Raw genomic sequence first — 12,995 nt, 5'->3', positions numbered from 1 at the left:
ATGCGAGTCGTCAAACCCCTCAAGGTCCCGGCGCTCACGCGCGTCGTCGAGGTCGCGCGGCGCCCCAGGTTCCACGTGGGCGCCATGCTCGCGTTTCCCCTCGACGCGCCGCGCGCGCTCGTCGACGAGATGACGTTCTGGCAGGCCGCGACCGCGCAGCTCGGGGGCCTCCCGCTCGACGACGGCATCACGAAGGCGCGCGGCGAGCTGCTCGTCGCGGGCCGGTGCTACGCCCCGGAGGGCCGCCGCGTCGGCGCGTCGTTCGTCCGCGCGCGGCTCGGCTCCGTCGACAAGCGCCTGGCCGTGCTGGGCGACCGGTACTGGAGCGGCCATGGCTTCACGGAGCCGGAGCCGTTCTCGGAGATGCCCATCGACTGGGCGCGCGCGCTCGGCGGGCCGAAGGACGCGGCGAACCCCTACGGGAAGGGGATCGAGGAGGTCGAGCGCGGCGGGCAGCGCGTCCGGCCGCTGCCGAACGTGGAGCACTACGGCGCGCTGATCCGCTCGCCCGGCGACCGGCCAGGCCCGGCGTCCTTCCTCGCGATGGACGTGACGTTCGGCCAGCGCCGCGCCCGCGCAGGGACGTACGGCGCGGACTACGCCGAGAAGTGGGCGCCCAGCCTGCCGCCCGACGTCGATCCCGCCTTCTTCAACGTCGCGCCGAACGATCAATGGCTCGCCGAGCCGCTCCGCGGCGACGAGGCGTTCCTCGTGGAGAACATGCACCCGACGCGCCCGCGCATCGAGGGCGCGCTCCCCGGCCTCGCCGCGCGCGTGCTCGTCACCCGCCGCGACGCGAGCGGGGAGGCGTTCCAGGAGCTGCCCGTCCGCTGCGACACGGTGTGGCTCCTCCCCTCGGCCAACCTGGGCGTGGTGATCTTCCACGGCTCGATGCCCGTGGCCGACGACGACGCCGGGGAGATCGTCGACCTCGTCGTCGCCTGCGAGGAGATCGGACGCCCCCGGCCGATCGAGCACTACCGCGAGGCGCTCGCCCGGCGGATCGACAAGGATCGGGGCTCGATCGCGTCCCTCAGCGACAGCGATCTCATGCCGCCGCGCGAGTCGGGCGTCGCCGCGAACGTCTCCGGGATCGAGATGGTGCAGTGGCTCAAGAGCGAGAACCTCGCCGCGCAGAACCTGCGGCGCGGCACGGAGCGGGAGCGCGAGCGCCGCCGCGAGGAGCTCCTCGCGGACGGCATCGACCCGGCGCGCTTCGGCCTCGACGCGCCGCTGCCGGAGGCGGAAGCGCCCCCGCCGGTCGACGATCTCGACGCGCTGGTGACCTACCTCGACGCGGCGTCGCGGAAGATGGAGGAGGAGAAGGCGAAGGCCGAGCGCCTGAAGAAGGAGGCCGAAGAGCGCTTGAAGGCGCAGGCCGCCGAGATGGACGTGTCTGAAGAGGCGCTCCGGCGCGGCCAGACCGGGGAGGAGCCGCCCGGCGGCCCGCCGCGCTTCTCGGCCAAGGCGCAGCTCCAGCAGTACACGGAGCTGGCCGAGGCGGGGCGCCTCGGCGGCGTGCCGAACCTCGAGCTGGAGGCGATGCTCGCGGATCCAGGGTTCCCCGAGCAGCTGCGCCGCCTCGAGCAGGCGGCGCGCGAGGGCTACCGCGGCTCGGCTCACCTGAGGTCCGCGGCCCTGCCGATGACCGCCGAGGCCGCGCAGATGGCGCGCGTGGTCGTCGATGCGGCGCGCGAGGCGAGCGAGCCGCTCGACGAGCGCGACCTCACCGGCGCCGACTTCCGCGGGGTCGACCTGCGGGGGATGCGCTTCACGCGCGCGTTCCTCGAGGGGGCCGACCTGCGCGGCTGCGACCTCTCGGGCGCGGTGCTCGAGGGTGCGGTGCTCGCGAAGGCCGACCTCTCGGGCGCGAACCTCACGGGCGCGCGGCTCCGGGGCGCGAACCTGGGCAAGGCGAACCTCGAGGGCGCGGTGTTCGACGACGCCGATCTGACCGAGGCCGTCCTGATGGGCGCGAGGCTCGCCGGGGCGAGCCTGAAGCGGGCGCGGCTCGAGCGCGCCGACGCCCTCCAGGTGAGCTGGGCCGGCGTGGATCTCTCGGGCGCGGACCTCTCGCTCTGCTCGTTCCTCCAGACGAGCTTCGCCGGGGCGAACCTCGCCGGGGCGAACCTCGAGCGGGCGACGCTGCTCGAGTGCAAGCTCGACGACGCGGACTTCTCGGGCGCGCGGCTGCACAAGACGTCGCTGATGAGCTGCACGGGGGCGAAGGCGCGCTTCGCGGGCGCGCGCTTCTCCGAGGGGGTCGCCGTCCACAAGAGCGGCTTGCCGGAGGCCGATTTCCGCGACGCCGTGCTCGACAAGACCTGCTTCCGGACGACGGACCTGCGCGGCGCGCGCTTCGATCGAGCCCAGATGACGATGACCGATCTCTCCGAGGCGGACGCGACGGGCGCGAGCTTCGACCGCGCCGTGATGAAGAACGCGCTCCTGATCCGGACGAACCTCGACCGCGCGTCGCTCCGCGGGTGCAACCTGACGGAGGCGATCCTCTCGAAATCGCGCCTGGCGGGGGCCGACTTCACGGGCGCGCAGCTCTGCCGGGCCGATTTCAGCCGCGCGCGCGGGGACAACCGGACGACGTTCGCCGAGGCGAGCGTCGAGTTCACCCGGTTCGACCGGCAGGCGGCGCCGGCCCCTGGAGGCGCGACATGAACCGCGACGAGGTGCTCGACAAGGTCCACCACGGGGACCCGATCCAGGCGGTGGACATCTCCGGGCTCGACCTGACGGGCGCGGATCTCTCGGGCGCGGTGTTCGACCGGGTCCGCATGCCGCGCGCGATGCGGGGCGCGCTCGTCAAGGAGTCGACGTTCTCGGAGTGCGATCTGTCGGGCGTGGACGCGGCGGGCGTGGACCTGCACCTGACGACGTTCTTCCGGAGCCGCCTCGACGGGGCGACGCTCTCGGGGGCGAGGCTCATCGGCGCGAGCTTCATCGAGTCGACGTTCGAGGGCGCGGTCCTGTCGGGCGCGGCGGCGCCCATCGCGACCTGGACGACGTGCTCGCTCGAGCGCGCCTCGTTCGAGGGGGCGAACCTCGACCGGGCGAACCTCGTCGAGGTCAAGGCCGGCGGCGCGAACTTCTCTCGCGCGAACCTCGAGAAGGCGACGTTGTACAAGCTCGACCTGCGCACCGCGCTGCTCGACGGCGCGAACCTGACGCTCACGACGCTGGTCGAGGCGGCGCTCGGCGCGCGGGCGTTCCAGGGGACAAAGCTGTTCCGCACGCAGTTCATGCGCGGCAGCGTCGCTGGCTCGAGCTTCGCGGGCTGCGACGCGACGCAGTGCAACTTCACCGGGGTCGACGTGTCCGACTGCGACTTCTCCGATGCGGTCCTGACGCAGGCGCTCTTCGGCGAGGCGAACGCGGCGAAGGCGCGGTTTTCGCGGGCGAAGCTGCAGAACGCCATCTTCGAGCGGGCCGCGCTCGCGGAGGCCGACTTCTCGGGGGCGGAGCTCGTCGAGGCGTACCTCGCCTTCGCGTCGTGCGCCGGCGCGCGCTTCGTCGGCGCGAAGCTCGCGTACGCGGACTTCTCGCACTGCGATCTCTCGGGCGCGGACTTCACGCAGGCAGGGATGTTCCGCGCCAAGCTGCACCGCGCTCGCCGCGACGGGGCGCGGGTGCCGGCGGGCGCAGGCTGGCTCGGCGACGACGAGAAGCTCGCCGCGCTCGAGGACTGGAAGCCGCGCCGCGGCGGCGAGCGCGACGGGCAGCGCGCGTGATCGTGCCTGCTGCGCGCGCCGTGCGGAGCCACGAAACCGTGCGTAACCACGAGGCCGCGGCCGCGACCCGTGAGATGTCGGGGCGAGACCGCGTTCCACGAAACCCGTTGATTCCTGCCGTGAAATCATTGAAACTAGCGTTGCGGCGCGCACGTCCTGACCGGGCGGATCCAGGCCGAGGAGACCCGAGATGCAGAGCATGGCGGCCCGCGAGCCCCTGACGGTGGCACACGACGACAGCGCGCAGGACGACCTCCTGGCCGCGGTGGATCTGCCGGCGATCGAGCGCTCGCCCGCGCCGCGGCGCGTGCCGTCGCTGGAGACGGGCGTCGTCCGGGGCACGGCGTCGGGGCTCGTGATCGAGCTCGGCGGCGGGCCGGTCGCGGCGCGGCGCGCGAAGAGCTGCCTCGTCGCGCCGGACGCGGGCGATCGGGTGCTCTGCGCGGTGGACGGCGAGCAGGTCTTCGTCCTCGCGGTGCTGGAGGGCGAGGCGGGCGCGACGACGCGGATCGTCGCCGAGGGCGACATGAAGGTGCAGGCGACGGGGCGGCTCGGGCTCGGCGCCGGCGACCAGATCGAGATCGCCGCCGCCAGGGAGGTTGGGCTGTTCGCGGGCAAGCTCCAGGTCCGCGCGCAGGCGGCGGCGGCGGCGATCGAGGAGATCGGGCTCGTCGGCCGGTCGCTCGAGGCGCACCTCCAGAAGGCCGTCGTCGTCGCCGAGCGCATGGAGGCGCGCGCGGATCGGCTCGTCCAGCGCGCGAAGCAGGCGTTCCGCTTCGTCGAGGCGCTCGAGCAGGTGCGCGCGGGCGTCTTCGATCTCCGCGCGGAGGGCCTCGCGGCGGTCCGCGGGGAGAACACGATCGTCGCCGCGCGGACGCTCGCGAAGCTCGACGGCGAGCAGGTCAAGATCGGCTGAAGGGGCGCGCCGCGGGGCCGCGGGCGCCAGCAACGACGAGGGGTAAAGCGATGCTCGCGAAGACGACCGCAGGGGGGATGTGCCTGGCGTTCCCGGACGTGTGCCTGACCCCGACGCCGGCCCCGGTGCCGATCCCGTACCCGAACATCTCGCTCCACCCGATGAGCGTGCTCTTCGTGCCGAACGTGCTCGTCACGTGCGCGCCGGCGCACAACATGCTGACGGTCGCGCCGCTCACGATGGGGGACAACCCGGGCGTCGCGCTCGGCGTCGCGTCCGGGATGGTGATGGGCCCGTCGCGCAACGTGACCGCGGCCTTCACGGTGATCGTCGGCTGCGCGCCCATGACGCGCCTGACGAGCGTCTCGATTCAGAACAGCACGAACGCGCCGGGCATGGCCATCGTGCCGAGCGTCACCACCGTCCTCGTGCTCGCGCCGTGACGGTCGCGAGCAAGGGGTCCACCACGGATTCAGGGACGGCGCCGGAGAAGAGCACGCTGACGGAGGCGCTCGCGAAGCTCGACGCGGCGATGCGCAGGCCGTCGGGCAGCAGCGCCGATCCGGATCGGCGCCGCGTGGCGGCCCGGCTCGCGGATCTCGTCCGATGCGAGGACGACGAGCTCACGGCGTTCGCGAGGCGGCACCTGCCCGACCGCGCGGCGGACGAGGCGGCGCTGCGCGCTGCGCGGGAGATGCTCCTGGCGATCGGCCGCGTCCTCGGTCCGGAGGGCGAGAGCGCCGAGGCGCTGGTCGTGCTGAAGGACGCGCACGGGGCGCTCGACGAGCGGCTGGCGGAGGCGAAGCGGGCCGCGGCGCAGCGCGCGGCGGACGAGGCGGCGGCGAAGCGCGCGGCGGAGGAGGCCGCCGCGACGACGGGCGCGCCGGCGCTGGTCGAGGCGCAGGGGCCGCTGTCTCGCCTGGGCGGAGGGCTGCCCTTCGTGCCGGCGACCGCGGCGAAGCGTGAAGCGGAGGAGGTCACCGCGACGACGAGCGCGCCGGCGCTGGTCGAGGCGCAGGGGCCGCTGTCTCGCCTGGGCGGGGGGCTGCCCTTCGTGCCGGCGGCGGTGCTGGCGCCCGCGCCGATGGCGGCGCCGATGGCGGTGCTGGCGTCAACGGCGGTGCCTGGGCCGGCGCCGCTCGGCGTGCCTGGGCCGGCGTCGGTCGGTGTGCCCGCGCCGGCGTCGGTCGGTGTGCCCGCGCCGGCGTCGGTCGGTGTGCCCGCGTCGATGGCAGTCGCCGCGCCGGCACCCATGGCGGTACCCGTGGCCGCGCCCGAACCGGTGGCCGAGCCCGAGCCCGCCCCGGCGCCTGCGTCCACACCCGCGCCCCAATCCGTCACCCAGCCCGCGATCGTGCCTGCACCCGCGCCTGCGTCGGCTCCTCGGACGGAGCCGCCGGTGAGCGGCGCGGAGTCGAAGCCTCTGGGCAAGACGCTCCCGGCTACGCCGCGGGCCATCGACTCCGCGCTGCCCTTCATCCCGGTGGCCTCCGAAGAGCGCTCTCGGCCAGCCGTCACTCGTTTCGACTCGGCGCTGCCGTTTCAGCCCGTCGCCAGCCCTGATGGACAGCCGGTGCGCGAGCCTGGTCCGGCGCCCGCGCACCACTCCCAGGCGATGCCGCTCCACGACGACGAGCGTCATCCCGTTGCGGCCACGCCGAGCGCGCAGGCCGCTGCCACGGCGAGCCCGCTGCCGGTCGCCGCGTCGAGCGCGCTGCCCGCTGCCACGGCGAGCCCGCTGCCGGTCGCCGCGTCGAGCGCGCCGCCGGTCGCCACGCCGAGCGCGCTGCCGGCAGCCACGCCGAGCGCGCCGCCGGTCGCCACGCCGAGCGCGCTGCCGGTCGCCACGCCGAGCGCGCTGCCGGTCGCCACGCCGAGCGCGCTGCCGATTGCCACGCCGAGTGTCCCGCCTGCCTCCACACCGGCCCCCGCGAGCGCGGGCGACCCGCTCAGCGCGCGCCCGCCACCCTCGCTCACGCTCAACCAGTACGCCGGCCTCGTCGTCGCGTGCGAGCTGTACCCCGCCTACGTGGAGAGCACGAACGCACGCTACGGGGTACCGACCTCCGCGGCGCGCGCTGCCCTCGACGCCTTCTGGGCAGGCCGCTTCGCAGCAGATCCCGCGCTTGCCCAGCGCTGGCCCGAGCTCTGCGAGGCCGCGCGCAGGTACTTCCTGCAATCGCGCTGAACGCTGGCGCCCCACGCGCAGCGCCTAGCGTTCAGCCGGCGCCGCTCGAGCAGGCTCGGATGAGCTCGGTCACGAGCGGCGGCAGCCGACCGGCGAGCGCGGCGCGCTCCGGCTGGAACAGCGTGGCGACGAAGAACGGATGGCCGTCCAGCTCCACGGCGCGCACGTCGCCGGCTTCGTCCTCGGCGCCGATGCGCAGCGGGCCCGAGACCAGCGCGGCCTGGAACTCCGGGTTGAGGCCGTAGCGGCACCGATATCCTTCCGTGGCCTCAGGGCGGCCGTACGCCCGCGCGATGCGGGTTCCGGCGCTGAAGCGAATCGTGCCGGTGGCCTCCACCAGCGAGCACTCCAGCGGCGCGATCACCGCGCGTTGCGCCTCTGGCGCCGTTTCCGCGTGCTCGGCGTCCGACCAGCCCAGCACATGGCGCGCGTACTCGATGATCGCGTGCTGGAAGCCCCCGCAGGTGCCGAGGAACGGGCGCCGCTGCTCGCGGGCGAAGCGGATCGCGCGCAGCGCGCCATCCATGCTCCGGTACGGGCTCGCCGGCACGCACCACAGGGCGTCATAACGAGCCACCCGCGAGGTGTCGGTCACCTCCTCGGTCGGCACCCATTCAAATGAGAGCGGCGCGGATAGCGCCTCTCCCGCCATCCGCAGCGCCACCGGGATGGCCCTGTGAGCCGTCACCGCGTCGTCGCGGTCACCGATGAGCCCAACATGAAGCATCGGCTGGATCATGGCCTCAACGCCGCCAGGTATACGGCGGTGCGACCGTCACCTCGGTGACCGTCGAGACGCCCGCCCAGTCGTCGGGGACGAACCCGTAGAACGTGTTGCTCGATTTCGACGTGGCGACGAACTCGACATCCCCGAGCAGCCGTGCTGTTCCGGAGACGGACTGGCGATCGCCGAACCAGCCGAGTGGATAGAAGGTGGTCTGCACGTTCGCCGAGCCGCTCACGTTGAATCCGCGCGCCTGGATGCCCGAGCCGCGCTGCCCGACGAGACTGAGCGCACCGACACGGCCGCCGGAGATCACGCCGTTGACGATGGTCGCGTGATCCTCGACGCGGACGTCGCCGCTCACCTCGCCGCCGAGGATGGTCGCGTAAGGACCGACGTAGACGCTCGACGGCGTGCCCGCGGGCGCGCAGCCGCCGCCGTTCGCGTGCCTCGCCGTGCCCCGCGGACACGCGTCGAGCTCACCGTCCTGGAACCCGGCGGGCCACGCTCCGTCGAGCTCCACCATGTACGGATAGCGATAGATCGACGGGTATGCTTGCCCGTCCGAGGGGTTCGTCCAGACCAGCTTCTGGTATTCGGTCGGCGTCGCGACCACGACCAAGTAGACGTTCTCACCTGGGCTAATGCAGAAGTCCATCTCGCCGTCGCTCCCCCGCTGCAGCGGGCTGTAGCGCGACGTGGTCAGCTCCGGGTCGGTCGCGACGAGGCCCCAGCGCCAGCCGGAGTCGGCGCCGGTCTGCGTCACGCCCCGGAAGACAACGCGCACGCTGGTCGCGTCCGATTTCGGGTGCAGGCGCACGATGTTGTAACCCCAGCGCTGCGGTGCCCAGTGATACGGCGAGACGAAGCGGCGATTCTGCGCCCAGTCCGCGTCGAGCGCCTCGAGCCGCGTGAGACGAAGCCGCCGATCCGTGCGGCCGTTCGACGTCATGTCGGCCTCGATCGAGCCGTATTTCCGTCGATACACGCTGGATGGATCGCCTCCGTCCGTGGGCGGCGGGTCCTTGTAGTCCCAGGTGATGTTGTGCATCGCCCACTCGCCGAACTCGTCGTTGAGCCGCTCGATGTCCCAGCCACGGCTCAGCATGAGCTTCTGCCACGGGTCGCCCTGGCCGCGTGGCGCCTCGTAGGCCCACATGTCGTTGACGGCGCTGTAGCAGTGCTTGTCCTTCAGGAACTCGAAGAACTGCCAGTTGCAATAGCGGTTCCGGGTGTTGCCGTAATAGAGGTGCGGCATGTTCGGCAGCATGTCTGAGCAGTGCACGTTGTCCCGCCATATCTGGTGCGGCATCCAGTTCGCGTGGCTCTCGAAGATCCAGCAGCCGGTGCCGCCGCAATCGGGGAATGCCTGCGTCATCGACTGCACGCCGTGCATGAACTCATGGGCGAGTCCCCACGGGTCGCTGGCGGCGCCGGGGCCGATCCACATCCCCATGTAGTTGACGCCGTTGCGGCTCCACCCGCCGCCCCAGAGCGGGAAGCTGTTGTCGAAGTGGACCGCGGCCTTCCACTTGTCCGCCGATTTGCAGTACGGCTCGGGGAAGAAGATAGGGCTGCCGAAGTACGCGCTCCAGATGGTCTCGAGCGTGTCCGCCGCCTCCTCCGCTTGGCTCAGGTTGATGTCCGTCCCATCGGGCCAGTAGAAGGCGAAGTGCGCCGACTCGTGGCGCAGCGGCGCGCGCGTCTCCCCGCCGTCGCGCGGCGCCTTCCATGTGCCTGCTGTGCAGCTGGCCCCGGTGGTCTGGCAGCTCGTCGCCCACTCGGTGCTGGTCGTGCCCTGCTCGCAGGCGCCGGGGTTGCCGCCTGCAGTCCCTGTCGAGCCGCCTGTTCCTGCCGCCTCGCCTGTGGATTCACCGGTGCTGCCGGTGCCGCCAGTGCCGCCGGCGTTGCCGGTGCTGCCGGCGTTGCCGGTGCTACCGGCGTTGCCGGTGCTGCTGGCGTTGCCGGTGCTGCCGGCGCCACCTGCGCCTGAGGTCGACGTGGTGGCGCCGCCGGACCCCGATCCCGAAGCAGCTTCCTCCGGCGCCTGACCGCACGCGGCGAGGAGCGCGGCGACAGCGAGTGCCGAGCCGTTCACGAGAAGCTGCTGGAACGATGTGCGAGTCGCGCGACGAACGCCCGCGGGTGTGCGGAATATGTAAGTGAAGCTCTCACGGACTGCGTGTTTGTGTATCGAGGATGAGTCATAAGCTTGGTCGAGCATGCTGTATTCTCGTTCGAGGCGCGCTCGCCATGCAAAAGAAAACAAAGCGTGGCGAGGTCCCTTCCGCTCCATGGACGTGACCGGCGCTGCGTGGCCGCAGCTCGTGACGGATGCTGGGGGGTGAGACCCGACCCAGGTTGGACCCATCCAGACCCGACCCAGGTTGACATAGACCCGACCCAGGTTGAGACCCGACACCCAAATCTCAACCCAGGTTGGACCCATCCAGACCCGACCCAGGTTGACATAGACCCGGCCCAGGTTGAGACCCGACACCCAAATCTCAACCCAGGTTGGGTTGTGGCATGGCGGCCGCCACCTCTGGCGCGATAATCGCCACCTGTGGGGTGTGGCAAGTGCTTGAAATGATTGATAGCAAACTCTGGCACAGCGTTTGTTGGTGTGGACGGGCCATGAGCCACCCTCGCGAGATCTCGCCCGGCGCTACCTATATGATTACCCGTCGCGTCTTGCGCCGGCATCTGCTCTTGCGGCCGGACGCGGCCATCACCCAGCTCTTGGTTTATGCCCTCGCGGTCTCGGCCCGTCGCTTCAGGATCGAGGTTCACGCGTTCTGCGCGATGTCAACGCATCTGCACCTGGTCGTGACGGACGTGAATGGCGTACTGCCGCGCTTCTTGCAGTTCTTTCATCGCCTCGTGGCGCTCGGGACCAAGGTGCTTCGCGCGTGGGAAGGACCGGTATGGGACCACGAGGCCACGAGCGTTGTGCGCCTCCTGACGCGCGCTGCCGTGGTGGAGAAGATCGCCTACGTGCTCGCGAACCCGGTGGCCGCTGGCCTCGTCCGGCATGCGCGTGAGTGGCCTGGTGCGAAAGTCGATGTGAGAGAGCTCGGCTGCGGCGTGCTGCGTGCGGCGCGTCCTGTGGCGTATCTTGACCCGGAAAATCCACAGTGGCCCGAGGAAGTGACGCTGCCTCTCGCGTTGCCACCGTCGGTCGAGCAGGACAGCCTCGATGACTTTCGCCACTCGGTCGCCGCATCTCTCAAGGAACAGGAGGCGCAGGCCCATGCGGCGCTGCAGCAGCAAGGGCGTCGCTTTCTTGGTGCTGAGCGAGTCAGCAAGATCTCCCCGTACGAGCGCGTCACGAGCTTCGAGGCGCTGGGCGAACGCAATCCGACCTTTGCGGTTGGCCGCCATCAAGGCGATGCGCGGCGAATCGCTGGCGCTGCGGTGCGGGCGTTTCGTGCGTCGTACCGCGCGGCGCTTGAACGGTGGCGCGCCGGGGTACGCAGTGTGGTGTTCCCGGCGGGAACTTGGTGGATGCGCACGTTCCACGGCGCCAGCGTGACGGACCTCGGACTCCTGGTGTAGATATCGCGTGGTGCTGTTTCCGGCGATGCGAGAAATGCGGGAGCGAGTTCGACCCGCTGCTGCCGTGTTGTGGGGAACGTCCGTCTGGAGAAGCTGGAGCGGGCGGACAGCGCGAGTGTCCGGCGCTGCGCGTACGCGTACGAACGGGGTGTACCGAGTCGAGTGCGTACGCAGCGATTGGACGTGTGACTTCAGATCGACTCTGACTGACAGAACGGGACGGTTATCGACCGGTAGGTGGCCGAATCGATTGAATCAATCCGGGTCAAGCCATGGATTGGGGGCGTGCAGATCCGGTGACGGTCAACCCGGGTCGAGTTTCCTTTGCGTGTGCTTTCGTGCGGTGGCTCAACCCGGGTCGGGTCGATGCTCTCACGGGTCGGTCGGGTCGGGCCGCTGGGCCCCTCTTACCTGTACATACGGTCGATCCGCTCTTCGGGGGCGCGTGGATCGAGCAGCAGGAGCGTAAGGTAGAATGCCCACTCCAGCGGCTTCATCGCGAGGTAGACGAGATCGGCAGCCCAAGTGGCGCCGATATATCGGCTCACGGGCAGCCCCATCCGGTCGTAGAGCCGGCGTGCCGCGCGCCCGAAGCGCGGCCAGCGCTCGTGCAGCAGATCCTCGAAGGCGTTGGCGATGGCGAGCTGGCGATTGACGAGGATCGGCGTGCCGCCCCGCCGCCCGAGCCGGATCGGGCGCACAAGCCAGGCGTGGCCGCGCGCTGCGACGGTGCACAGGTAATGGCAGTCGCCGGGTAGCTTCACGATCGGGAGCTGCGACAGCGTGTATCCGCACGTGCGGGTGAAGACCTGGAGCGCGGCTGCTGGATGTCCCAGCCAGGCCGCGTGCAGGACGGCGTGAACCCCGAGCAGCAGCGGGGAAGCCGCGAGGGCGCGCCACAACGTGGGTCGGTGAATCGCGGGCGGTGGCGGGAGCGGGACCTGCGGCGGCCCCGCGCGATAGGCGGGATCGGCAGCGGCCAAGGGAGCGGGCCCGCTGGCCTCGACGCCCCGCCGCACGAGGCGAGCGCGCAGCTCGGCGGAATAGAAGACGACGGTGACCACCGGCGCGACGCACGGCAGGAGCAGCGGCGGCACGAGCAGGCCGGCCGCGACCCAGGGGCCGAAGTGCACCGCCAGCAGGACGTGGAGCGTAATTCCGACGATCAGCGCTGCGTGAACGACGAGCTCTGCGGGGCCAGGCAGCGCTTCTTTCCGGCGTCGTGACACGACATAGGCGAGCGCGGTGAGGGCGTGCAGCGCGATCAGGCCGTGGACTTCCGGCTCGGCGAGCGGCCGGAACGCCGTGGTGCCGACGTCGCATGCCTGGACAGTGCACGTCCCAGGGGCCTCATGGCTGTATGCCATGCCCCAGGCGGGCAGGAGGAGCAGCGTGAGCACCTCGGCCGCCACCTGGAAGGGGGCGCGTCCCCGGCGTCGTATCGCGCGGTATGTCCAAACGGTCAGGCCGATCCAACCGGCCAGCCCGAGCGCGCCGGCGACGAAGATCGCGGCATCGAGTCGCACCAGCTGCCCCGCGCCGAAGAGCAGCGCCGCGAGCACCGGAACGCCGTAGCCGGTGGCTACCAAGGCGGCGATGGCGCCGTCGGTCAGCGAGAAGGGCTGCTCGGGCGGTGACTGCTGTGGCTCGGGCGGTGATTGCTGTGGCTCGGGCGGTGATTGCTGTGGCTCGGGCGGTGATTGCTGCGGCATGCGTCCACCATGCTAACGGCTCCAGTCGCAGGAGATCCATCCTGCGAGGTGGAGCGCGCGTCCTTCGCGAGCCGCGTCGCACGTCGGAGAGTGACCCGTGCCGGCTGCTCGCGCAGGGAACCCCCGCGTCGAGCGGATGCTGATAGGATCCATG

The 12,995-nt window shown here is 71.4% G+C and carries 9 protein-coding genes; 6 read left to right on the top strand and 3 right to left on the bottom strand.

All coding sequences use genetic code 11. The features are described 5' to 3' along the window. From WME79_RS27620 to WME79_RS27600, 5 genes are all read left to right on the top strand, one after another. Complete coding sequence (locus WME79_RS27620; protein WP_437520669.1) at window positions 1-2,673, top strand: DUF2169 domain-containing protein; 2,673 nt, start codon at window positions 1-3, stop codon at window positions 2,671-2,673. Beyond that, window positions 2,670-3,743, top strand: coding sequence for a pentapeptide repeat-containing protein (locus tag WME79_RS27615; protein WP_437520667.1), 1,074 nt, complete (start codon window positions 2,670-2,672; stop codon window positions 3,741-3,743). Before WME79_RS27620 ends, WME79_RS27615 begins: the two co-directional genes overlap by 4 nt. A 190-nt stretch (window positions 3,744-3,933) precedes the next feature. Beyond that, window positions 3,934-4,659: a DUF3540 domain-containing protein gene (locus tag WME79_RS27610; protein WP_437520665.1), complete on the top strand. Its 726-nt coding sequence runs from the start codon at window positions 3,934-3,936 to the stop codon at window positions 4,657-4,659. A gap of 50 nt (window positions 4,660-4,709) precedes the next feature. Continuing rightward, a complete protein-coding gene (locus WME79_RS27605) occupies window positions 4,710-5,102 on the top strand; it encodes a DUF4150 domain-containing protein (RefSeq protein ID WP_437520663.1) in 393 nt (130 codons plus the stop codon). After that, window positions 5,099-6,847 (top strand): hypothetical protein, encoded by a 1,749-nt coding sequence (locus WME79_RS27600; protein ID WP_437520662.1) that lies wholly within the window; start codon window positions 5,099-5,101, stop codon window positions 6,845-6,847. The genes WME79_RS27605 and WME79_RS27600 overlap by 4 nt, the downstream gene beginning before the upstream one ends. A gap of 31 nt (window positions 6,848-6,878) precedes the next feature. On the opposite strand, the gene WME79_RS27595 is transcribed toward WME79_RS27600, so the two are convergent. Then, window positions 6,879-7,586 carry a CTP synthase C-terminal region-related (seleno)protein gene (locus tag WME79_RS27595; RefSeq protein ID WP_437520660.1) on the bottom strand — a complete coding sequence of 236 codons (708 nt, stop codon included), beginning with the start codon at window positions 7,584-7,586 and terminating at the stop codon, window positions 6,879-6,881. A gap of 4 nt (window positions 7,587-7,590) precedes the next feature. Beyond that, a complete protein-coding gene (locus tag WME79_RS27590; RefSeq protein WP_437520659.1) occupies window positions 7,591-9,867 on the bottom strand; it encodes a DUF6055 domain-containing protein in 2,277 nt (758 codons plus the stop codon). A gap of 341 nt (window positions 9,868-10,208) precedes the next feature. Between WME79_RS27590 and WME79_RS27585 the strand changes: the two genes are divergently transcribed. Continuing rightward, window positions 10,209-11,129 carry a transposase gene (locus WME79_RS27585; protein WP_437520657.1) on the top strand — a complete coding sequence of 307 codons (921 nt, stop codon included), beginning with the start codon at window positions 10,209-10,211 and terminating at the stop codon, window positions 11,127-11,129. Window positions 11,130-11,536: 407 nt separating this feature from the next. Here the strand turns inward: WME79_RS27585 and WME79_RS27580 are convergent, their stop codons facing one another. Further along, the gene (locus tag WME79_RS27580; protein ID WP_437520655.1) at window positions 11,537-12,841 is read right to left on the bottom strand and encodes a DUF6688 family protein; all 1,305 of its coding nucleotides are present in this window, start codon (window positions 12,839-12,841) and stop codon (window positions 11,537-11,539) included. Window positions 12,842-12,995: the final 154 nt, after the last annotated feature.

The organism is Sorangium sp. So ce726 (genome assembly GCF_051521405.1).
Taxonomy (GTDB): domain Bacteria; phylum Myxococcota_A; class Polyangia; order Polyangiales; family Polyangiaceae; genus Sorangium.
This window is presented reverse-complemented; position numbering and strand designations above follow the sequence as displayed.